This window comes from Pseudomonas sp. GW821-FHT03C07 (genome assembly GCF_059420925.1).
This window is the reverse complement of sequence record NZ_JBWKUQ010000013.1, coordinates 24,340-43,633: the sequence shown is the minus strand read 5'-3', so window position 1 is coordinate 43,633 and position 19,294 is coordinate 24,340. Positions and strand designations below refer to the sequence as shown.

Genomic DNA, 19,294 nt, shown 5'->3' with positions numbered 1-19,294 from the left:
GAAGGCCCCATGCTACCGAACCGAGTAACCTTACGAGGCCTCGATTAACTGGACTTCGATCTCCGCCAGCAAGCCTTGGATCAAGCCTGCTGCAAAACGCTGCCTACCAACGCGCTCATCCTCGTCGTCGTCGCCGTAGAAACGTGCGTAGGCAACAGCCCCCACCTTTTCAAAGCCGTCTCCATGCTCATCATCCCCAAAACGTCTCGCTAACGCCGCTAGTCCCTCCTTCACCGCCTCCGGGTGCTGTTCGGAACGTATGCGCTCAACAAATAGGGCTGCGACTTCCTTTACCGAGCCTGAGTACCTGACCACATGAATGATGTCGGCAGCATCTTTCCTTTCTTGGCGCTGGTCCAACGCAAGTGCCTTCAGAATCACAAATGCGGGAACATCCGCATACCGCACGATATCGACCGACAGGCCATCACCATCCAGAAGCTGGGCACCAATCTGCCTCTCCTGATACCAGTCGTGGACGATCCTGGCGTGTTTGATCGTGAGCGCCGATACCCTCTCCCCATCAACGCTGATTGACCTGCCAGGTGCCTGATCACCTGCATCCCGAAGAAGCTCTACGACTACCTCGATATGCTCATCGACCTTGCGGCGCCAGCGCCAAGACGCGGCCCTTCCATCTTCGACCCAGCGGGTGAACCCACGCGCATTTAATTGCTCAGCAAGGCTCGCGTACTCATTGCCAACAGCAAGTACCTCCAGGTTCAACACGATATCTACGTCCGACGTACCCGCGTGCATCGGAATATCTGGCGGGGCCGCCGGAGTGAGATAGCGAGGAACAAGCCCACCAACCAATCGCAGGGTGTCTTTGAGATTCCCGAAAGCGCTTAGCAGCGTGAGCAAAGTCCTCTCGCACGCCGAGGTAACGTCCGGATTGTAACCAGCCGCAGTACGTGGTTTTAATTCCGTTGCCATGAAGAGTCCAAATGATGCTTGAGGTGATCAGCTAGTTCTCTATTTCGACCACGGCCATCCAGCAGGTCTAAGTACAGGATGTATGGGCTTGCGAAAAATGCAGGGTGGTCTGGGTGTCTATTCCGGTAAAGCAAGCTCGCAGGTTCGCGCTCGATAAGCGTGACGTTCGCCCCTTTGCCGACAGGCTTAAGGCCAAGGGCGTCAGCCATCCTATCTGTGTAGCCTTTGGGCACAATAATTTCTGCCCCCTCAGTGCTGGTCAGCAATGGGGCAAAGACATTAGCAGCAGCGGTTCCTGTGAATGCCCACGGAAAATCCACTCTCTGACGATCTATTCGATCCGCCAAGTGAGCCAGCAGGTGCTTGGGATTTTCGACAAAGGTGTACCATTTCGACTTCTTTTCTTTGCGCTCCTGCCACTGCTCAGACCAGGCGTCCAAAAGCTTTTCAGGTCGAACTAGCATTCTGCGCTTGCTCGGTCCTCCACCAGCAGACTCCACCCACTCACGCAACGTCAGCTCTTGCAGGACCAGGGAACAGGTGTACGCAGAGGTCTCAGCTTGCTCGGCCAGCTCTGTACCTGTAAGCCACCCATTACTATTCATCAAAAGCGCGTGGATAACGCTTTCACGAGCGTCAGTAAAAAGATCAATGCCTTGGGTGTTTTTTTTGGAGCGGTGAGAAGGCTTTTCGATATTGATGAACCAGCCATCGTGCCTAAGGTAAAGACTTCCTCCCAGTTCGAATGAGGCGATATTCTGCTCCTTAAGCTCCTGCTTAGCTCCGGGGCTCAGTACGCCTGCCGCGAGCAATCCAATAGCTTCATGACGAGGATGGCGGTCGCGCATACACCTATTGAGCTGGTAAACAGCGTTCCTTAAGTCTCTTGGGTAGACCTCCCTTTTGACTTCTACGAATATCAATAGGGTTTTACTCTGACTCTTGATCACGACCACGCCATCAAGCTCAGAATCAGACGCAGATGAAGCGAACTCGTGTGAAGCGTCTTGCACCGAGGCTTCGGCGCCGAACGCCTCAGTGAGAGCCTCCACCAGCGCATCCAGCATCCGCCTTTCGAATTCGAATCCCGAGCGATGTGGGTAATGGTCCATAACCTTAGCCTCCAAAGCATCATTAGCTGCGCAGCAAAAAAGCCAGATCAGCTAAACGTTAGCCATAATCGTATCATTAGCTGTGCAGCTAACAACCCCCCTTAGGCTAAACTTTGGATTCGCCAGCTTGCATCTGTAGCACGCCGCTGGCGTGAAACTCGCCAGCGAGGGATACTCACGGCTCAAAATCTTACATTTATCGGGGCAAAGAAAAAGCCCCAAGCGCTTGATTCTTGGGGCTTTCAGGGAAAAATTTTACACTTTAGGTCTAAGCTATACCCTAGAACGGAATATCGTCATCAAAGCTGTCGAAATCCGGAGCCGGCTGCGGTGCGGCCTGCTGTGGAGCCGGACGTGATTGCTGCGGGGCCGACTGCTGTGGACGCGAAGCCTGTTGTGGGCGAGGAGCCTGCTGCCGTGGCGCGGACTGGTCGTAGCCGCCGCCTTGTTGGTCGCCCTGTTGTGGACGGCCGCCCAGCAACTGCATGGTGCCCTGCATGTCGACGACGATTTCAGTGGTGTAGCGCTTGATGCCGTCTTTTTCCCACTCGCGGGTCTGCAGCTTGCCTTCGATGTAGACCTGCGAACCTTTACGCAGGTACTCGCCGGCAATCTCGGCCACCTTGCCGAACATCGACACACGGTGCCACTCGGTCTTCTCGACCTTCTGACCGGTCTGCTTGTCGGTCCATTGTTCGCTGGTCGCCAGACTCAGGTTGGTCACGGCGTTGCCATTGGGCAGGTAGCGAACTTCAGGATCCTGGCCGCACGTGCCGACCAATATGACTTTGTTAACCCCACGGGCCATAACGTTCTCCTAGGCTTCGCACGCTTGGGGCGCTGGCTCATTGACCAGGCGCTCAAGGGTCGTGCGATCCAACAATTCGGTGTCCAATTTGATGTAAATGGCAGCCTCTTCGGCCACCACTACTGCATCGGTTACCCCTACGAGTGCCTTAAGGCGCTCGACCAGACCTGCTTCGCGGATCGCTTCAGGCGATAACGGCACGCGCAGGCTCGTCACATAGGGTGGTTCGCGCATGGTAACAGCAAAGGCCAGCCAGAGGGCAGCCAGACCGGCGCATCCAAGGAAAACCGCCGACAAACCGCCATGCTGGAACATCCAGCCGCCCATGATCCCGCCGAGCGCGGAACCGAGGAACTGGCTGGTGGAATACACCCCCATCGCCGTGCCCTTGCCGCCCGCCGGTGAAACCTTGCTGATCAACGACGGCAAGGAGGCTTCCAGCAGATTGAACGCGGTGAAGAACACCACCGTCCCTACCACCAGGGCCCGCAAACTGTCGCCGAACTCCCAGAAGAATAGCTCAGTGAGCATCAGGGTCGTCACGGCACCGAGTAAAACTCGTTTCATTTTGCGTTTTTTCTCGCCATAGATGATGAACGGAATCATGGCGAAGAAGGAAATCAGCAGCGCAGTCAGGTACACCCACCAGTGCTGCTCCTTCGGCAGCCCGGCCTTCGTCACCAAGGCCAGAGGCAAGGCGACGAAGCTGGACATCAACATCGCGTGCAGCACAAAAATCCCCAGGTCCAGACGCAGCAGGTCGGGATGCTTGAGGGTCGGCAACAACGCCTGGCGGGCCACGCCGGACTCACGGTGCTGCAGCGGACCGGTGGAGCGCGGCACCATGAAGGCGATGATCAGGATGCCCAGCAACGCCATGCCGCCGGTGGCCAGGAACAGGCCTGACAGACCGAAGGCGCGGGTCAGCAAGGGGCCGACCACCATCGCCACGGCGAACGACAGACCGATGGTCATGCCGATCATCGCCATGGCCTTGGTCCGGTGCTGTTCGCGGGTCAGGTCCGAGAGCAACGCCATCACCGCCGCGGAAATCGCCCCGGCGCCCTGCAGGACCCGGCCGGCGATCACGCCCCAGATCGAGTCGGCGTTGGCCGCCAGCAAGCTGCCCAGGGCGAAGACCACCAGCCCCAGGTAGATCACCGGGCGGCGGCCGATGCGGTCGGAAATGATCCCGAAGGGAATCTGGAACACCGCCTGGGTCAGGCCGTAGGCGCCGATCGCCAGGCCGATCAGGGCCGGTGTCGCCCCCGCGAGATCCATCCCGTAAGTAGCCAGAACCGGCAACACCATGAACATGCCAAGCATACGGAAAGCGAACACCAGGGCCAGACCGCTTGCCGCGCGGGTCTCGCTACCACTCATGCGTTCGCTGTGGGGATCGTGCATGGAAAAACCTCGTGTGAACCGGCGGCGATTCTACCAGTCCCATCGATAGAGGGGATACATGGCGACGCTTTGTCGCGAGCTGTCATGCAAGACTGAAATACTGTCGTCCGATAGTGTGCATCCATCCAGTATTTAGCCTTATACTCTTGCGTTTACCGCCCGCCGTGCGAGGCCATCTTGGACAAGATCCTGATTCGTGGGGCTCGAACCCACAACCTGAAGAACATCGACCTGACCCTGCCCAGGGACAAGCTGATCGTGATCACCGGCTTGTCCGGGTCCGGCAAGTCGTCACTGGCCTTCGATACCTTGTATGCCGAAGGGCAACGCCGCTACGTGGAATCGCTGTCGGCCTATGCCCGGCAATTCCTCTCGATGATGGAAAAACCCGACGTCGACACCATCGAAGGCCTGTCGCCGGCGATCTCCATCGAACAGAAGTCGACGTCGCATAACCCGCGCTCGACGGTCGGTACCATCACCGAAATCTACGACTACTTGCGCCTGTTGTATGCCCGTGTAGGCACCCCGCGCTGCCCGGACCACGATATCCCGCTGGAGGCCCAGACCGTCAGCCAGATGGTCGACCTGGTGCTGGCCCAGCCCGAAGGCGCCAAGCTGATGTTGCTGGCGCCGGTGATTCGCGAGCGCAAGGGTGAGCATCTGTCGGTGTTCGAAGAGCTGCGGGCGCAGGGCTTTGTCCGCGCGCGGGTCAACGGCCGGCTTTGCGAACTGGACGAAGTGCCCAAGCTCGACAAGCAGAAGAAGCACTCCATCGATGTGGTGGTCGACCGCTTCAAGGTCCGTGGCGATCTGCAACAACGCCTGGCCGAGTCCTTCGAGACCGCGCTGAAGCTGGCGGACGGCATCGCCCTGGTGGCGCCGATGGACGACGAACCCGGCGAGGAGATGATCTTCTCCGCGCGGTTCGCCTGCCCGATCTGCGGCCATGCCATCAGCGAGCTGGAACCCAAGCTGTTCTCCTTCAACAACCCGGCCGGCGCCTGCCCGACCTGTGACGGCCTGGGGGTGAAGCAGTTCTTCGACACCAAGCGCCTGGTCAATGGCGAGCTGACCCTGGCCGAGGGCGCGATCCGCGGCTGGGACCGGCGCAACGTCTATTACTTCCAGATGCTCGGGTCGCTGGCGGCCCACTACGGCTTCAGCCTGGAAGTGCCGTTCAACACGTTGCCGGCGGACCAGCAGAAACTTCTTCTGCAAGGCAGCGGCAGCCAGAACGTCGACTTCAAGTACCTCAACGACCGCGGCGATATCGTCAAGCGCTCCCACCCGTTCGAAGGCATCGTGCCGAACCTGGAGCGTCGTTACCGCGAAACCGAATCGGCTACCGTGCGTGAAGAGCTGGCCAAGTTCCTCAGCACCCAACCCTGCCCGGATTGCCGCGGCACCCGCCTGCGTCGCGAGGCGCGGCACGTGTGGGTGGGCGAGAAGACCCTGCCGGCGGTGACCAACCTGCCGATCGGCGATGCCTGCGAATACTTCGGCGTGCTCAAGCTGACCGGACGCCGTGGGGAAATCGCCGACAAGATTCTCAAGGAAATCCGCGAGCGCCTGCAGTTCCTGGTCAACGTCGGCCTGGATTATCTGTCCCTCGACCGCAGTGCCGACACCCTGTCCGGCGGCGAGGCGCAGCGCATTCGCCTGGCTAGCCAGATCGGTGCCGGCCTGGTGGGGGTGTTGTACATCCTCGATGAGCCGTCCATCGGTTTGCACCAGCGGGACAACGACCGTCTGCTCGGCACCCTGAAGCACCTGCGTGACATCGGCAACACTGTGATCGTGGTCGAGCACGATGAAGACGCAATTCGCCTGGCGGATTATGTGGTCGACATCGGCCCGGGTGCGGGCGTGCATGGCGGCCATATCGTCGCCGAAGGAACGCCGGCCGAGGTCATGGCTCATCCAGACTCGTTGACCGGCAAGTACTTGTCCGGCCGGGTGAAGATTGAAGTACCGGGCAAACGCACACCGCGCAACAAGAAGCAGGTGCTGAATCTCAAGGGCGCGCGTGGCAACAACTTGCGCAACGTCGACCTGGAGATCCCGCTGGGCCTGCTGACCTGCGTGACGGGCGTGTCCGGTTCCGGCAAGTCGACACTGATCAACAACACCCTGTTCCCCCTCAGTGCCACCGCGCTCAATGGCGCGACCACACTGGAAGCCGCGGCCCACGACAGCATCAACGGCCTGCAGCACCTGGACAAGGTCGTGGATATCGACCAGAGCCCCATCGGTCGTACCCCGCGTTCGAATCCGGCGACCTACACCGGCTTGTTCACGCCGATCCGCGAGCTGTTCGCTGGCGTGCCGGAATCCCGTTCACGGGGTTACGGTCCGGGGCGCTTCTCGTTCAACGTCAAGGGCGGGCGCTGCGAAGCCTGCCAGGGCGATGGCCTGATCAAGGTGGAGATGCACTTCCTGCCGGACATCTATGTGCCGTGCGATGTGTGCAAGAGCAAGCGTTACAACCGCGAAACCCTGGAGATCAAGTACAAGGGCAAGAGCATCCACGAGGTGCTGGAGATGACCATCGAAGAGGCGCGAGAGTTCTTCGATGCGGTTCCGGCGCTGGCGCGCAAGCTGCAGACGCTGATGGATGTGGGCCTGTCGTATATCAAGCTGGGGCAATCGGCGACCACCTTGTCCGGTGGCGAGGCGCAGCGGGTCAAGCTGTCCCGCGAGCTGTCCAAGCGCGACACCGGCAAGACCCTGTATATCCTCGACGAGCCAACCACCGGCCTGCACTTCGCGGATATCCAGCAGTTGCTGGACGTGCTGCATCGCCTGCGTGACCACGGCAACACCGTGGTGGTGATCGAGCACAACCTGGATGTGATCAAGACCGCCGACTGGTTGGTGGATCTCGGGCCGGAAGGTGGTTCCAAGGGCGGACAGATCATTGCGGTCGGTACGCCGGAGCAGGTTGCGGAGATGTCGCAGTCCCATACCGGGCATTACCTGAAGCCGCTGTTGCTGCGCGATCGGGCGTAACCGCATGAAATGAAAAAGCCCCTGTCATTGAGCGATGACAGGGGCTTTTTTATTGAGGCTGAAATCGCTATCGCCGGCAAGCCAGCTCCTACAAGGGTCAGATACGGCGATACCTCTGCGGTGAACGCCGAACCGTAGGAGCCGGCTCGCTGGCGATCCGCTGCGCAGCAGCGGCCATTCTCAAAACTGCGATTGCAGGTAATTCTGCAAACCGATGGACTTGATCAACCCCAACTGCTTCTCCAGCCAGTAGGTGTGATCTTCCTCGGTATCGGCCAACTGTTGGCGCAGGATCTCGCGGGTGACGTAATCCTTGTGCAGTTCACAGAGTTCGATGCCCTTGCACAGCGCGGCACGCACTTTGTATTCCAGGCGCAGGTCGGCGGCGAACATGTCCGGCACCGTGGTACCGATATCCAGGTCGTCCGGACGCATGCGTGGCGTGCCTTCCAGCATCAGGATCCGTCGCATCAGTGCATCGGCGTGTTGTGCCTCTTCTTCCATCTCGTGATTGATGCGCTCGTAGAGCTTGCTGAAGCCCCAGTCCTCGTACATCCGCGAATGGATGAAATACTGATCACGAGCCGCCAGTTCCCCGGTCAGCAACGTGTTGAGGTAATCGACTACGACCTGGTTACCTTGCATAACCCTACATCTCCCTGCTTGAAAGGCTGTATTTTGAACCAAGCTGACCGCAAGGTCACTGCAAAAGCGCAAATAATGTGAAGAATTTCCGAGAAAAGCAGCCTAAAAAACGCAAAAACCGCCCCAAGTGAGGGCGGTTCTGCTTCTCGTTTAGACTTAGTTCAGCACTACGCCCAAAGCCTTGGCAATGCCTTCACCGTAAGCCTGATCGGCCTTGAAGAAATGCTGCAACTGACGCTCGACCACATCGTCGGAAACACCCGCCATCGCACCGGCAATATTGCTGATCAGCAGCGCTTTCTGCTCGGCGCTCATCAGGCGGAACAACGCACCGGCGTGACTGTAGTAGTCGGTATCTTCGCGGTGATCGTAACGATCCGCCGCACCACTGAGGGCCAAGGCTGGCTCAGCGTAGCGAGGAGCCTGTTTGGGCGCTTCGACGTAGCTGTTCGGCTCGTAGTTCGGCGCAGCGCCACCGTTGCTGCCAAAGGCCATGGAGCCGTCACGCTGGTAGCTGTTGACCGGGCTGCGTGGAGCATTCACCGGCAGTTGCTGGTGATTGGTGCCGACACGGTAGCGGTGGGCATCGGCATAGGCGAAGACCCGGCCTTGCAGCATGCGGTCCGGCGACAGGCCGACACCCGGCACCATGTTGCTCGGAGCGAACGCCGCCTGCTCGACTTCAGCGAAGTAGTTCAGCGGATTGCGGTTGAGCTCCAGTTCGCCGACTTCGATCAGCGGGAACTCTTTCTGCGACCAGGTCTTGGTCACGTCGAAAGGGTTCTCGTAATGCGCCGCGGCCTGGGCCTCGGTCATGATCTGGATGCACACGCTCCATTTCGGGAAGTCGCCGCGCTCGATGGCGCCGAACAGATCGCGCTGGGCGTAGTCAGGATCGGTACCCGCCAGGCGGGCCGCCTCGGCCGGTGCCAGGTTCTTGATCCCCTGCTTGGTCTTGTAGTGCCATTTCACCCAGTGACGCTCGCCCTTGGCGTTGATCAGGCTGTAGGTGTGGCTGCCGAAGCCGTGCATGTGACGGTAGCCGTCCGGGATCCCACGGTCAGAGAACAGGATGGTGACCTGGTGCAGCGCCTCAGGCGAGTGCGACCAGAAGTCCCACATCATCTGCGCGCTTTTCAGGTTGCTTTGCGGCAGGCGTTTCTGGGTGTGGATAAAGTCGGGGAATTTCAGCGGATCGCGGATAAAGAACACCGGTGTGTTGTTGCCGACAATGTCCCAGTTACCTTCCTCGGTGTAGAACTTCAGGGCGAAGCCCCGTGGATCGCGCTCGGTATCAGCCGAACCGCGCTCGCCACCGACGGTGGAGAAACGCAGAAAGGTCGGGGTCTGCTTGCCCACGGACTCGAACAGCTTGGCGCTGGTGTACTGGGTAATGTCCTTGGAAACGGTGAACGTACCGTAGGCTCCCGAGCCCTTGGCGTGGACACGGCGCTCAGGGATGTTTTCACGGTTGAAGTGAGCGAGCTTCTCGATCAGGTGAAAGTCGTCGAGCAGCAGCGGGCCACGGGGGCCGGCGGAACGGGAATTCTGGTTATCCGCAACGGGCGCACCGCTGGCGGTGGTCAGCGTTTTGTTCTGGCTCATGCTTATCCTTCCTCTCTCGGTCTTGGTGCTGCCGGCTAATCGGCTGAGGAGGAGTATTGACCATCAACATGACACCTACAAATTCATTAAATAATTGCCTTTAATAGAAATACACTATCGAATGATCTTTGCTTAATAGCAGACACAAAAAACCGGGCACTAGGCCCGGTTTCTTGTTTCAGACTGACGTCTTACTCGGCAGATACAGCTTCGCCGGCAGTAGCACGATCAACCAACTCGACGTACGCCATAGGCGCGTTGTCGCCAGTGCGGAAACCGCACTTGAGGATGCGCAGGTAGCCACCCTCACGGGTAGCGTAACGCTTGCCCAGGTCGTTGAAGAGCTTACCAACGATAGCTTTCGAACGAGTACGGTCGAAAGCCAGACGGCGGTTAGCCAGGCTATCTACTTTGGCCAGAGTGATCAGCGGCTCAGCAACGCGACGCAGTTCTTTGGCTTTTGGCAGAGTCGTTTTGATCAGCTCGTGCTCGAACAGCGACACTGCCATGTTTTGAAACATGGCCTTGCGGTGCGAGCTGGTGCGGCTCAGGTGACGACCACTTTTACGATGACGCATGGTTCATTCCTTACCAAACACAACGTTCGGTGATTACGACGATCAGGCAGTCGCCTTGTCGTCCTTCTTAAGACTTGCAGGCGGCCAGTTGTCGAGGCGCATGCCGAGGGACAGACCGCGGGAGGCCAGAACGTCCTTGATTTCAGTCAAGGATTTCTTGCCCAGGTTCGGAGTCTTCAACAGCTCTACTTCGGTACGCTGAATCAGGTCGCCGATGTAGTAGATGTTTTCCGCCTTAAGGCAGTTAGCCGAACGTACAGTCAGTTCCAGATCGTCAACCGGGCGAAGCAGGATCGGATCGATCTCGTCTTCCTGCTCGATTACCACTGGCTCACTGTCACCTTTGAGGTCGACGAACGCAGCCAACTGCTGTTGCAGGATGGTTGCAGCACGGCGGATAGCCTCTTCAGGATCCAGAGTACCGTTGGTTTCCAGATCAATAACCAGCTTGTCCAGGTTGGTGCGCTGCTCGACACGGGCGTTTTCCACCACGTAAGCGATACGGCGAACCGGGCTGAACGAAGAGTCGAGCTGCAAGCGACCAATGCTGCGGCTTTCGTCTTCATCGCTCTGACGCGAGTCTGCTGGTTCATAACCACGACCACGAGCTACGGTGAGCTTCATGTTCAAGGCGCCGTTAGACGCCAGGTTGGCGATTACGTGATCGGGGTTAACGATCTCGACATCATGATCCAGCTGAATATCGGCAGCGGTAACCACCCCCGAACCCTTCTTCGACAAGGTCAGCGTAACTTCGTCACGGCCGTGCAGCTTGATAGCCAAACCTTTAAGGTTCAACAGGATTTCAATGACGTCTTCCTGTACACCTTCGATGGCGCTGTACTCGTGGAGCACACCGTCAATCTCGGCCTCGACTACTGCACAGCCTGGCATTGAGGACAACAGGATGCGGCGCAGCGCGTTGCCCAGGGTATGGCCAAAACCACGCTCGAGAGGCTCGAGGGTGATTTTAGCGCGGGTTGGACTGACAACCTGCACGTCAATGTGACGGGGTGTCAGGAACTCATTTACCGAAATCTGCATGGATGCACCTATTTTCTAGCCCTTACTTGGAGTAGAGCTCGACAATCAGGCTTTCGTTGATGTCGGCGGAGAGGTCACTGCGAGCAGGCACGTTCTTGAAAACGCCCGACTTCTTCTCAGTGTCCACTTCTACCCATTCTACGCGGCCACGCTGGGCACACAGATCGAGAGCCTGGACAATGCGCAGTTGATTCTTAGCTTTCTCACGAATAGCTACCACGTCACCAGCACGAACCTGGTAGGACGGGACGTTGACGGTTTTGCCGTTAACGCTGATCGACTTGTGCGATACCAGTTGACGGGATTCGGCACGAGTCGAGCCAAAACCCATACGGTATACAACGTTGTCCAGACGGCATTCGAGCAGTTGCAGCAGGTTTTCACCGGTTGCGCCTTTACGGCCGGCAGCTTCTTTGTAGTAGCCGCTGAACTGACGCTCAAGAACGCCATAAATACGACGGACCTTCTGCTTTTCACGCAGTTGGGTGCCGTAGTCGGACTGGCGACCGCGGCGTTGGCCGTGGATACCAGGTGCTGCTTCGATGTTGCACTTGGATTCGATAGCGCGCACGCCGCTCTTCAGGAAGAGATCGGTGCCTTCGCGACGAGCCAGTTTGCATTTTGGACCAATGTAACGAGCCATTCTTTACAATCTCCTGGATTACACGCGGCGCTTCTTCGGCGGACGGCACCCGTTGTGCGGGATTGGCGTCACGTCGGTGATGCTGGCGATCTTATAGCCACAGCCGTTCAATGCACGGACAGCGGACTCACGACCTGGACCTGGACCTTTGACGTTAACGTCGAGGTTTTTCAGGCCATATTCCAGCGCAGCTTGACCAGCACGCTCAGCAGCTACTTGAGCAGCGAACGGGGTGGACTTGCGGGAACCGCGGAAACCCGAACCACCGGAGGTAGCCCAGGAAAGAGCGTTACCTTGACGGTCGGTGATGGTCACGATGGTGTTGTTGAAAGACGCGTGGATGTGGGCGATGCCATCAACCACTGTCTTTTTAATTTTCTTACGAGGACGAGCAGCAGGTTTTGCCATGACTAGATTCCTGTCGATTCGCTGGTGCGATTACTTGCGGATCGGCTTACGCGGACCTTTGCGAGTACGCGCGTTGGTCTTGGTACGCTGACCGCGTACTGGCAGACCACGACGATGGCGCAGACCGCGGTAGCAGCCCAAGTCCATCAAGCGTTTGATTTTCATGTTGATTTCGCGACGCAGGTCACCTTCAGTGGTGAACTTCGCCACTTCGCCACGCAGCTGTTCAATCTGCTCGTCGCTCAGATCCTTGATCTTTGCGGCTGGGTTGACCCCAGTCACCGCACAAATTTTCTGTGCAGTAGTGCGACCAACACCATAGATGTAGGTCAGCGAGATAACAGTGTGCTTGTTATCTGGAATGTTAACGCCTGCAATACGGGCCATTCAGTGGGACTCCAATTGACAGCTACCTACGCCCCGGAAGCCAAGAAATAGGGCGCGAGATAATATCGCTGTAATAACAAATAATCAACCCAGCAGCGCACTAGCTGCTGGGCTTTAAGCAGATCACACTCAGCCTTGGCGCTGTTTGTGACGCGGTTCCGCGCTGCAAATTACTCGAACCACACCTTCGCGGCGAATAATCTTGCAGTTACGGCACAGCTTTTTCACCGATGCACGAACTTTCATCACCAACTCCTCGAACCTTATGGGTCAGCGCAGCATGCCGCTGCCGTAACCCTTCAGGTTGGCTTTCTTCATCAGGGATTCGTACTGGTGCGAAACGAGGTGCGATTGTACTTGGGACATGAAGTCCATCACAACCACGACCACGATCAGCAACGAGGTCCCGCCAAGGTAGAACGGAACGTTTGCCGCAACCACCAGAAACTGGGGCAGCAGGCAAACGGCCGTCATATAAAGAGCACCGAACATGGTCAAACGGGTCAGAACGCCATCAATGTAGCGCGCCGACTGCTCGCCTGGACGGATACCCGGAATAAAGGCACCGGACTTCTTCAGGTTTTCCGCTACGTCTTTCGGATTGAACATCAACGCCGTATAGAAGAAGCAGAAGAAAATAATCCCTGCACTAAACAGCAGAATATTCAACGGCTGACCAGGAGCGATCGACTGCGAGATGTCCTGCAACCAGCCCATACCTTCAGACTGACCGAACCAGGCACCCAGCGAAGCCGGGAACAGCAAAATGCTGCTCGCGAAGATAGCAGGAATAACACCGGCCATATTCACCTTCAGCGGCAGGTGGCTGGTCTGCGCAGCGAAGACCTTGCGGCCCTGCTGACGCTTGGCGTAGTGAACAGCAATACGACGCTGGCCACGCTCAATGAACACCACGAAACCGATGATCGCTACTGCCAACAAACCGATGGCAACCAGGGCGAAGATATTGATATCACCCTGACGCGCAGACTCGAAAGACTGCCCGATTGCTCTCGGAAGACCGGCGACGATACCCGAAAAAATCAACATCGAGATACCGTTGCCCACACCGCGCTCGGTAATCTGCTCGCCCAACCACATCATGAACATCGCGCCGGCCACGAAAGTGGACACCGCAACGAAATGGAAGCTGAAGCCAGCACTAAACGAGACGCCCTGGTTAGCCAGGCCAATGGACATGCCAATGGCTTGAACAAGTGCCAGGACGACGGTGCCATAGCGGGTGTATTGGCTGATCTTACGACGACCAGCCTCACCTTCCTTCTTCAACTGCTCCAGCTGCGGGCTGACGGCGGACATCAGTTGCATGATGATCGATGCCGAAATGTACGGCATGATCCCCAGTGCAAAGATGCTCATCCGTTCCAGCGCGCCGCCGGAAAACATGTTGAACAAGCTAAGAATGGTCCCCTCATTCTGTCGAAACAGGTCCGCCAGCCGGTCCGGGTTGATACCTGGAACTGGGATGTGCGCGCCTATCCGGTAGACGATAATCGCCAGGAATAGAAAACGCAGTCGAGCCCAGAGCTCGGATAACCCGCCTTTGCTGAGCGCTGAGAGAGCACCTTGCTTAGCCATTTATTCCTCGAACTTGCCGCCAGCTGCTTCGATAGCCGCACGCGCACCTTTGGTGGCTGCGATGCCCTTGATAGTTACTGCGCGAGTCACTTCGCCCGACAGCATGATTTTCACACGCTGTACGTTCTGGTTGATCACGTTGGCATCTTTCAGGGACTGCACGGTAACGACGTCGCCTTCCACTTTGGCCAGCTCGGACAGACGCACTTCTGCGCGGTCCATGGCTTTCAGGGAAACGAAACCGAACTTCGGCAGGCGACGATGCAGCGGCTGTTGACCGCCTTCAAAGCCTGGAGCAATGGTGCCACCGGAGCGGGAGGTCTGACCTTTGTGGCCACGGCCACCGGTCTTACCCAAACCGCTACCGATACCACGGCCCGGACGATGCTTTTCGCGACGGGAACCCGGCGCTGGACTCAGATCATTGAGTTTCATCGATTAACCCTCTACACGCAGCATGTAGTAAGCCTTGTTGATCATCCCGCGATTCTCGGGAGTATCCAGGACTTCTACAGTGTGACCGATGCGACGCAGACCCAGACCCTTAACGCACAGTCTGTGGTTAGGGATGCGGCCGGTCATGCTTTTGATCAGCGTTACTTTTACAGTTGCCATGATCAACGGATCTCCGCTGCAGTTTTGCCGCGCTTGGCAGCAATGGACTCAGGGGACTGCATAGCCTTCAAACCCTTGAAAGTGGCGTGAACCACGTTTACCGGGTTAGTCGAGCCGTAGCACTTGGCCAGAACGTTCTGCACACCAGCCACTTCGAGGACAGCACGCATAGCGCCGCCAGCGATGATACCGGTACCTTCAGAAGCAGGCTGCATGTAAACCTTCGAAGCGCCGTGGGCGGACTTCATGGCGTACTGCAGAGTGGTGCCGTTCAGATCAACCTGGATCATGTTGCGGCGAGCAGCTTCCATAGCCTTCTGGATCGCGGCAGGCACTTCACGTGACTTGCCACGGCCGAAGCCTACACGGCCCTTACCATCACCCACCACGGTCAACGCGGTGAAGGTGAAGATACGGCCGCCTTTAACGGTTTTGGCTACGCGGTTAACTTGAACCAGCTTCTCGATGTAGCCTTCGTCGCGCTTTTGGTCGTTATTTGACATAACTTAGAACTCCAGCCCAGCTTCACGAGCAGCATCAGCCAGCGCCTTGACGCGGCCGTGATACTTGAAGCCAGAGCGGTCGAAAGCCACCTGCGAGACGCCAGCGGCTTTAGCACGCGTAGCGACCAGCTGGCCAACCTTAGTGGCCGCGTCGATGTTGCCAGTGGCACCATCACGCAGTTCTTTGTCCAAAGTCGAGGCACTTGCCAGAACTTTGTTGCCGTCGGCCGAAATGACCTGGGCGTAGATGTGCTGCGAAGAGCGGAACACGCAGAGACGCACGACTTCGAGTTCGTGCATTTTCAGGCGTGCTTTGCGAGCGCGACGCAGTCGAGTAACTTTTTTGTCGGTCATTTGCTATGCCCTACTTCTTCTTGGCTTCTTTACGACGGACGACTTCGTCCGCGTAGCGCACACCTTTGCCTTTGTACGGCTCTGGTGGACGGAAGTCGCGGATCTCAGCGGCCACCTGACCTACCAGCTGCTTATCGATGCCCTTGATCAGGATATCGGTTTGGCTAGGGGTCTCAGCGGTGATGCCTTCCGGCAGTTCGTAATCCACTGGGTGCGAGAAGCCAAGGGCCAGGTTCAACACCGTGCCTTTTGCTTGCGCTTTGTAACCAACACCGACCAGCTGGAGCTTGCGCTCGAAGCCTTGGCTTACGCCTTGGACCATGTTGTTTACCAACGCACGCGTGGTACCGGCCATTGCGCGAGTTTGTTGATCGCCATTGCGAGCAGCGAAACGCAGCTCACCAGCTTCTTCAACGATCTCAACGGACGAATGGATGTTCAGTTCAAGAGTACCCTTGGCACCCTTCACCGAAAGCTGTTGGCCTGCGAATTTGACTTCGACACCGGCTGGCAGCTTAACGGGGTTCTTAGCGACGCGAGACATGCTTATCCCCCCTTAGAACACAGTGCAAAGAACTTCGCCGCCGACACCGGCAGCGCGCGCAGCACGATCCGTCATCACACCTTTGTTGGTGGAGACGATAGACACGCCAAGACCGCCACGAACTTTCGGCAGATCCTCAACGGACTTGTACTGACGCAGGCCTGGACGGCTAACGCGCTTCACTTCTTCGATGACCGGACGGCCTTCGAAGTATTTCAGCTCGATGGATAGCAACGGCTTGGTTTCGCTGCTGATCTGATAACCCGCGATGTAACCTTCGTCCTTCAGGACTTTTGCTACAGCCACCTTCAACGTGGAAGACGGCATGCTTACGACGGACTTTTCAGCCATCTGGGCATTACGGATTCGAGTTAGCATGTCCGCTAACGGGTCCTGCATACTCATGGGCTAGACGCTCCTGATACAAAAAGAATTAGCCTTGCGGCTACAACTGTCGCCGAGTATCTCCACACGTAAAAAGTGCAGGCTCAGGCGAGCCGGTCATTCTAGACACACCCCAGAAATGAATCAAGCCCCAAAAGGGGCTTGTTTCATACTCAAGGTCACCAATGGTCGGTTCTTGCGAGTCCGACCACCGCGACTTGGGCGGTATGGCTTACCAGCTGGCTTTAACCAGACCTGGTACGTCACCACGCATGGCCGCTTCACGCAGCTTGTTACGGCCGAGGCCGAACTTGCGGTAAACGCCGTGCGGACGACCGGTGATGCGGCAGCGGTTACGCATGCGCGAAGCGCTGGCGTCACGTGGCTGCTTCTGCAGGGCAACCGAAGCTTCCCAACGTGCTTCTGGACTTGCGTTCAGATCGACGATGATAGCTTTCAGTGCTGCACGCTTGGTGGCGTACTTGGCAACGGTGAGCTGACGCTTCAGCTCACGGTTTTTCATGCTCTTCTTGGCCATTTTCCTACTCCAATCAGTTGCGGAACGGGAATTTGAAAGCACGCAGCAATGCGCGACCTTCATCATCGTTCTTGGCAGTGGTGGTCAGGGTAATGTCCAGACCGCGCAGAGCATCGATCTTGTCGTAATCGATTTCCGGGAAAATGATCTGCTCTTTCACGCCCATGCTGTAGTTGCCACGACCGTCGAAGGACTTGGCATTCAGGCCGCGGAAGTCGCGAACCCGAGGCAGGGAGATCGACAGCAGACGATCCAGGAACTCATACATACGATCGCGACGCAGGGTCACTTTGACACCGATCGGCCAACCTTCGCGGACTTTGAAGCCAGCGATGGATTTGCGAGCGTGAGTCACAACGACTTTCTGGCCGGTGATCTTCTCCAGGTCAGCCACAGCGTGCTCGATGATTTTCTTGTCACCGATCGCTTCGCCCAGACCCATGTTCAGGGTGATCTTGGTAATGCGCGGAACTTCCATCACGTTCGCGAGCTTAAGTTCTTCCTTAAGCTTCGGAGCGATTTCCTTCCGGTAAATCTCTTTCAGTCGTGCCATGGTCTTCTACCTAGCAGTGTTCAAGCATCAACCGCTTTTTGGGTCGACTTGAAGACACGAATTTTTTTGCCGTCTTCTACTTTGAAACCAACGCGGTCAGCCTTGTTGGTTTCGCCGTTGAAAATGGCGACGTTGGAAGCGTGCAGTGGCGCTTCTTTTTCGACGATACCGCCCTGTACGCCCGACATCGGGTTAGGCTTGGTATGACGCTTGACCAGGTTCAGACCACCGATGACCAGACGGTCATCAGCGAGAACCTTAAGCACCTTACCGCGCTTACCTTTGTCTTTGCCGGCGATCACGATGATCTCGTCGTCACGACGAATCTTTTGCATGTCGGATCTCCTTACAGCACTTCTGGGGCGAGCGAGACGATCTTCATGAACTTCTCAGTACGAAGTTCACGGGTCACTGGCCCAAAGATACGGGTGCCGATCGGCTCTTGCTTGTTGTTCAACAGAACAGCAGCGTTGCCATCAAAGCGGATGATGGAGCCGTCAGCACGACGGACGCCATGGCGAGTGCGGACTACAACAGCAGTCATCACTTGGCCTTTCTTCACTTTACCGCGCGGAATTGCTTCCTTGACGGTTACTTTGATGATGTCACCGATACCAGCGTAACGACGATGCGAGCCACCCAGCACCTTGATGCACATAACGCGGCGAGCGCCGCTGTTATCGGCCACATCGAGCATGGATTGAGTCTGAATCATATAATTTCTCCGACCCCTAGCCCTTAGACTTCCACAGCGCGTTCGAGAACATCAACCAGCGCCCAAGACTTGGTCTTGGCCATCGGACGAGTTTCACGAATCGTGACCTTGTCGCCAATGTGGCACTGGTTGGTTTCGTCGTGCGCGTGCAGCTTAGTCGAACGCTTAACGTATTTACCGTAGATCGGGTGCTTTACGCGACGCTCGATCAGAACGGTGATGGTCTTGTCCATTTTGTCGCTGACAACACGGCCAGTCAGCGTACGGACGGTCTTTTCGGCTTCAGCCATGATCACTTACCTGCCTGCTGGTTGAGCACAGTCTTCACACGAGCAATATCGCGCTTAACTTGCGAGAGCAGGTGAGACTGCCCCAACTGGCCAGTTGCTTTCTGCATACGCAGATTGAACTGGTCGCGCAGCAGGCCGAGCAGTTGCTCGTTCAGCTGCTGTGCTGATTTTTCACGAAGTTCATTCGCTTTCATCACATCACCGTCCGTTTAACAAAAGCGGTGGCGAGCGGCAGCTTTGCAGCAGCCAGGGCAAAAGCCTCACGCGCCAGCTCTTCAGTAACACCCTCGATTTCATACAGGACTTTGCCTGGCTGAATCTGGGCAACCCAGTACTCCACGTTACCCTTACCTTTACCCATCCGAACTTCGAGGGGCTTTTTGGAAATAGGCTTGTCCGGGAATACACGGATCCAGATCTTGCCGCCACGTTTTACGTGACGGGTCAGAGCACGACGCGCTGACTCGATCTGACGAGCGGTGAGACGACCACGAGCAACAGACTTCAGCGCGAACTCGCCGAAGCTGACTTTGCTACCGCGCTGAGCCAGACCACGGTTGTGGCCTGTCATCTGCTTGCGGAACTTCGTACGCTTTGGTTGCAACATTTGGCGT

General features: G+C 57.2%; 27 protein-coding genes. 1 reads left to right on the top strand and 26 read right to left on the bottom strand.

Features of this window, described 5'->3' with window-relative positions; translation table 11 throughout:
- Positions 1 to 30 precede the first annotated feature (30 nt).
- The 4 genes from AC07VG_RS22700 to AC07VG_RS22685 form a co-directional block, all read right to left on the bottom strand.
- Positions 31 to 936, bottom strand: coding sequence for a hypothetical protein (locus tag AC07VG_RS22700; protein ID WP_495021896.1), 906 nt, complete (start codon positions 934 to 936; stop codon positions 31 to 33).
- Positions 921 to 2,048, bottom strand: a complete 1,128-nt coding sequence (locus AC07VG_RS22695; RefSeq protein WP_495003085.1) for a type IV toxin-antitoxin system AbiEi family antitoxin — start codon at positions 2,046 to 2,048, stop codon at positions 921 to 923. The genes AC07VG_RS22700 and AC07VG_RS22695 overlap by 16 nt, the downstream gene beginning before the upstream one ends.
- A gap of 280 nt (positions 2,049 to 2,328) precedes the next feature.
- Positions 2,329 to 2,856 carry a single-stranded DNA-binding protein gene (locus tag AC07VG_RS22690; RefSeq protein ID WP_495003084.1) on the bottom strand — a complete coding sequence of 176 codons (528 nt, stop codon included), beginning with the start codon at positions 2,854 to 2,856 and terminating at the stop codon, positions 2,329 to 2,331.
- A gap of 9 nt (positions 2,857 to 2,865) precedes the next feature.
- Positions 2,866 to 4,263 carry an MFS transporter gene (locus AC07VG_RS22685; protein WP_495003083.1) on the bottom strand — a complete coding sequence of 466 codons (1,398 nt, stop codon included), beginning with the start codon at positions 4,261 to 4,263 and terminating at the stop codon, positions 2,866 to 2,868.
- 177 nt (positions 4,264 to 4,440) lie between these two features.
- Between AC07VG_RS22685 and uvrA the strand changes: the two genes are divergently transcribed.
- Entirely contained in the window at positions 4,441 to 7,275 is a 2,835-nt protein-coding gene (gene uvrA / locus AC07VG_RS22680) for an excinuclease ABC subunit UvrA (protein WP_495021895.1), read from the top strand.
- A gap of 180 nt (positions 7,276 to 7,455) precedes the next feature.
- On the opposite strand, the gene bfr is transcribed toward uvrA, so the two are convergent.
- The 22 genes from bfr to rplP form a co-directional block, all read right to left on the bottom strand.
- Complete coding sequence (gene bfr / locus AC07VG_RS22675) at positions 7,456 to 7,920, bottom strand: bacterioferritin (protein WP_495003081.1); 465 nt, start codon at positions 7,918 to 7,920, stop codon at positions 7,456 to 7,458.
- Between the two features lie 156 nt (positions 7,921 to 8,076).
- Positions 8,077 to 9,525 carry a catalase gene (locus AC07VG_RS22670; protein ID WP_495003080.1) on the bottom strand — a complete coding sequence of 483 codons (1,449 nt, stop codon included), beginning with the start codon at positions 9,523 to 9,525 and terminating at the stop codon, positions 8,077 to 8,079.
- 191 nt (positions 9,526 to 9,716) lie between these two features.
- Positions 9,717 to 10,103 carry a 50S ribosomal protein L17 gene (gene rplQ / locus AC07VG_RS22665; protein ID WP_100944360.1) on the bottom strand — a complete coding sequence of 129 codons (387 nt, stop codon included), beginning with the start codon at positions 10,101 to 10,103 and terminating at the stop codon, positions 9,717 to 9,719.
- A 42-nt stretch (positions 10,104 to 10,145) separates the two neighbouring features.
- Complete coding sequence (locus tag AC07VG_RS22660; protein WP_003176403.1) at positions 10,146 to 11,147, bottom strand: DNA-directed RNA polymerase subunit alpha; 1,002 nt, start codon at positions 11,145 to 11,147, stop codon at positions 10,146 to 10,148.
- Between the two features lie 22 nt (positions 11,148 to 11,169).
- Positions 11,170 to 11,790, bottom strand: coding sequence for a 30S ribosomal protein S4 (rpsD, locus tag AC07VG_RS22655; protein WP_017123253.1), 621 nt, complete (start codon positions 11,788 to 11,790; stop codon positions 11,170 to 11,172).
- An 18-nt stretch (positions 11,791 to 11,808) separates the two neighbouring features.
- Complete coding sequence (rpsK, locus tag AC07VG_RS22650) at positions 11,809 to 12,198, bottom strand: 30S ribosomal protein S11 (RefSeq protein ID WP_007924177.1); 390 nt, start codon at positions 12,196 to 12,198, stop codon at positions 11,809 to 11,811.
- A 30-nt stretch (positions 12,199 to 12,228) separates the two neighbouring features.
- Positions 12,229 to 12,585 carry a 30S ribosomal protein S13 gene (gene rpsM, locus AC07VG_RS22645; RefSeq protein ID WP_003186020.1) on the bottom strand — a complete coding sequence of 119 codons (357 nt, stop codon included), beginning with the start codon at positions 12,583 to 12,585 and terminating at the stop codon, positions 12,229 to 12,231.
- Positions 12,586 to 12,714: 129 nt separating this feature from the next.
- Positions 12,715 to 12,831, bottom strand: coding sequence for a 50S ribosomal protein L36 (gene rpmJ, locus AC07VG_RS22640; protein ID WP_002555468.1), 117 nt, complete (start codon positions 12,829 to 12,831; stop codon positions 12,715 to 12,717).
- A gap of 24 nt (positions 12,832 to 12,855) precedes the next feature.
- Positions 12,856 to 14,184 carry a preprotein translocase subunit SecY gene (secY, locus tag AC07VG_RS22635; RefSeq protein WP_100944359.1) on the bottom strand — a complete coding sequence of 443 codons (1,329 nt, stop codon included), beginning with the start codon at positions 14,182 to 14,184 and terminating at the stop codon, positions 12,856 to 12,858.
- A complete protein-coding gene (gene rplO / locus AC07VG_RS22630) occupies positions 14,185 to 14,619 on the bottom strand; it encodes a 50S ribosomal protein L15 (RefSeq protein ID WP_010220318.1) in 435 nt (144 codons plus the stop codon). It abuts the gene before it with no gap.
- A gap of 3 nt (positions 14,620 to 14,622) precedes the next feature.
- Positions 14,623 to 14,799 carry a 50S ribosomal protein L30 gene (gene rpmD, locus AC07VG_RS22625; protein ID WP_010438202.1) on the bottom strand — a complete coding sequence of 59 codons (177 nt, stop codon included), beginning with the start codon at positions 14,797 to 14,799 and terminating at the stop codon, positions 14,623 to 14,625.
- 2 nt (positions 14,800 to 14,801) lie between these two features.
- Positions 14,802 to 15,302 carry a 30S ribosomal protein S5 gene (gene rpsE / locus AC07VG_RS22620; protein WP_100944357.1) on the bottom strand — a complete coding sequence of 167 codons (501 nt, stop codon included), beginning with the start codon at positions 15,300 to 15,302 and terminating at the stop codon, positions 14,802 to 14,804.
- Positions 15,303 to 15,305: 3 nt separating this feature from the next.
- Positions 15,306 to 15,656 (bottom strand): 50S ribosomal protein L18, encoded by a 351-nt coding sequence (rplR, locus tag AC07VG_RS22615; protein ID WP_003186037.1) that lies wholly within the window; start codon positions 15,654 to 15,656, stop codon positions 15,306 to 15,308.
- 10 nt (positions 15,657 to 15,666) lie between these two features.
- Complete coding sequence (rplF, locus tag AC07VG_RS22610; RefSeq protein ID WP_003176412.1) at positions 15,667 to 16,200, bottom strand: 50S ribosomal protein L6; 534 nt, start codon at positions 16,198 to 16,200, stop codon at positions 15,667 to 15,669.
- Between the two features lie 12 nt (positions 16,201 to 16,212).
- A complete protein-coding gene (rpsH, locus tag AC07VG_RS22605; RefSeq protein WP_003228724.1) occupies positions 16,213 to 16,605 on the bottom strand; it encodes a 30S ribosomal protein S8 in 393 nt (130 codons plus the stop codon).
- Positions 16,606 to 16,816: 211 nt separating this feature from the next.
- Positions 16,817 to 17,122: a 30S ribosomal protein S14 gene (rpsN, locus tag AC07VG_RS22600; RefSeq protein ID WP_100944356.1), complete on the bottom strand. Its 306-nt coding sequence runs from the start codon at positions 17,120 to 17,122 to the stop codon at positions 16,817 to 16,819.
- A gap of 13 nt (positions 17,123 to 17,135) precedes the next feature.
- Positions 17,136 to 17,675: a 50S ribosomal protein L5 gene (gene rplE, locus AC07VG_RS22595; RefSeq protein ID WP_495003079.1), complete on the bottom strand. Its 540-nt coding sequence runs from the start codon at positions 17,673 to 17,675 to the stop codon at positions 17,136 to 17,138.
- A gap of 20 nt (positions 17,676 to 17,695) precedes the next feature.
- Positions 17,696 to 18,010 (bottom strand): 50S ribosomal protein L24, encoded by a 315-nt coding sequence (gene rplX / locus AC07VG_RS22590; protein ID WP_071553151.1) that lies wholly within the window; start codon positions 18,008 to 18,010, stop codon positions 17,696 to 17,698.
- Positions 18,011 to 18,021: 11 nt separating this feature from the next.
- The gene (gene rplN, locus AC07VG_RS22585) at positions 18,022 to 18,390 is read right to left on the bottom strand and encodes a 50S ribosomal protein L14 (protein ID WP_002555479.1); all 369 of its coding nucleotides are present in this window, start codon (positions 18,388 to 18,390) and stop codon (positions 18,022 to 18,024) included.
- A 23-nt stretch (positions 18,391 to 18,413) separates the two neighbouring features.
- Positions 18,414 to 18,680 (bottom strand): 30S ribosomal protein S17, encoded by a 267-nt coding sequence (rpsQ, locus tag AC07VG_RS22580; RefSeq protein ID WP_003194644.1) that lies wholly within the window; start codon positions 18,678 to 18,680, stop codon positions 18,414 to 18,416.
- Between the two features lie 2 nt (positions 18,681 to 18,682).
- Positions 18,683 to 18,874 carry a 50S ribosomal protein L29 gene (gene rpmC / locus AC07VG_RS22575; RefSeq protein WP_002555481.1) on the bottom strand — a complete coding sequence of 64 codons (192 nt, stop codon included), beginning with the start codon at positions 18,872 to 18,874 and terminating at the stop codon, positions 18,683 to 18,685.
- Positions 18,874 to 19,287 carry a 50S ribosomal protein L16 gene (gene rplP, locus AC07VG_RS22570; protein ID WP_003232424.1) on the bottom strand — a complete coding sequence of 138 codons (414 nt, stop codon included), beginning with the start codon at positions 19,285 to 19,287 and terminating at the stop codon, positions 18,874 to 18,876. Before rplP ends, rpmC begins: the two co-directional genes overlap by 1 nt.
- Positions 19,288 to 19,294 lie beyond the last annotated feature (7 nt).

Coding starts and splice junctions, on each gene's coding strand:
- rplR (WP_003186037.1), bottom strand. CDS start 15,656: ATGACCGACAAAAAAGTTACTCGACTGCGTCGCGCTCGCAAAGCACGC.
- rpsK (WP_007924177.1), bottom strand. CDS start 12,198: ATGGCAAAACCTGCTGCTCGTCCTCGTAAGAAAATTAAAAAGACAGTG.
- rpsN (WP_100944356.1), bottom strand. CDS start 17,122: ATGGCCAAGAAGAGCATGAAAAACCGTGAGCTGAAGCGTCAGCTCACC.
- AC07VG_RS22685 (WP_495003083.1), bottom strand. CDS start 4,263: ATGCACGATCCCCACAGCGAACGCATGAGTGGTAGCGAGACCCGCGCG.
- rpsQ (WP_003194644.1), bottom strand. CDS start 18,680: ATGGCTGAAGCCGAAAAGACCGTCCGTACGCTGACTGGCCGTGTTGTC.
- rplE (WP_495003079.1), bottom strand. CDS start 17,675: ATGGCACGACTGAAAGAGATTTACCGGAAGGAAATCGCTCCGAAGCTT.
- bfr (WP_495003081.1), bottom strand. CDS start 7,920: ATGCAAGGTAACCAGGTCGTAGTCGATTACCTCAACACGTTGCTGACC.
- AC07VG_RS22690 (WP_495003084.1), bottom strand. CDS start 2,856: ATGGCCCGTGGGGTTAACAAAGTCATATTGGTCGGCACGTGCGGCCAG.
- rpmJ (WP_002555468.1), bottom strand. CDS start 12,831: ATGAAAGTTCGTGCATCGGTGAAAAAGCTGTGCCGTAACTGCAAGATT.
- AC07VG_RS22695 (WP_495003085.1), bottom strand. CDS start 2,048: ATGGACCATTACCCACATCGCTCGGGATTCGAATTCGAAAGGCGGATG.
- rpsM (WP_003186020.1), bottom strand. CDS start 12,585: ATGGCCCGTATTGCAGGCGTTAACATTCCAGATAACAAGCACACTGTT.
- rplO (WP_010220318.1), bottom strand. CDS start 14,619: ATGAAACTCAATGATCTGAGTCCAGCGCCGGGTTCCCGTCGCGAAAAG.
- rplX (WP_071553151.1), bottom strand. CDS start 18,010: ATGCAAAAGATTCGTCGTGACGACGAGATCATCGTGATCGCCGGCAAA.
- AC07VG_RS22700 (WP_495021896.1), bottom strand. CDS start 936: ATGGCAACGGAATTAAAACCACGTACTGCGGCTGGTTACAATCCGGAC.
- rplF (WP_003176412.1), bottom strand. CDS start 16,200: ATGTCTCGCGTCGCTAAGAACCCCGTTAAGCTGCCAGCCGGTGTCGAA.
- rplN (WP_002555479.1), bottom strand. CDS start 18,390: ATGATTCAGACTCAATCCATGCTCGATGTGGCCGATAACAGCGGCGCT.
- AC07VG_RS22660 (WP_003176403.1), bottom strand. CDS start 11,147: ATGCAGATTTCGGTAAATGAGTTCCTGACACCCCGTCACATTGACGTG.
- AC07VG_RS22670 (WP_495003080.1), bottom strand. CDS start 9,525: ATGAGCCAGAACAAAACGCTGACCACCGCCAGCGGTGCGCCCGTTGCG.
- rpsD (WP_017123253.1), bottom strand. CDS start 11,790: ATGGCTCGTTACATTGGTCCAAAATGCAAACTGGCTCGTCGCGAAGGC.
- secY (WP_100944359.1), bottom strand. CDS start 14,184: ATGGCTAAGCAAGGTGCTCTCTCAGCGCTCAGCAAAGGCGGGTTATCC.
- rpsH (WP_003228724.1), bottom strand. CDS start 16,605: ATGAGTATGCAGGACCCGTTAGCGGACATGCTAACTCGAATCCGTAAT.
- rpmD (WP_010438202.1), bottom strand. CDS start 14,799: ATGGCAACTGTAAAAGTAACGCTGATCAAAAGCATGACCGGCCGCATC.
- rpsE (WP_100944357.1), bottom strand. CDS start 15,302: ATGTCAAATAACGACCAAAAGCGCGACGAAGGCTACATCGAGAAGCTG.
- rpmC (WP_002555481.1), bottom strand. CDS start 18,874: ATGAAAGCGAATGAACTTCGTGAAAAATCAGCACAGCAGCTGAACGAG.
- rplP (WP_003232424.1), bottom strand. CDS start 19,287: ATGTTGCAACCAAAGCGTACGAAGTTCCGCAAGCAGATGACAGGCCAC.
- rplQ (WP_100944360.1), bottom strand. CDS start 10,103: ATGCGTCATCGTAAAAGTGGTCGTCACCTGAGCCGCACCAGCTCGCAC.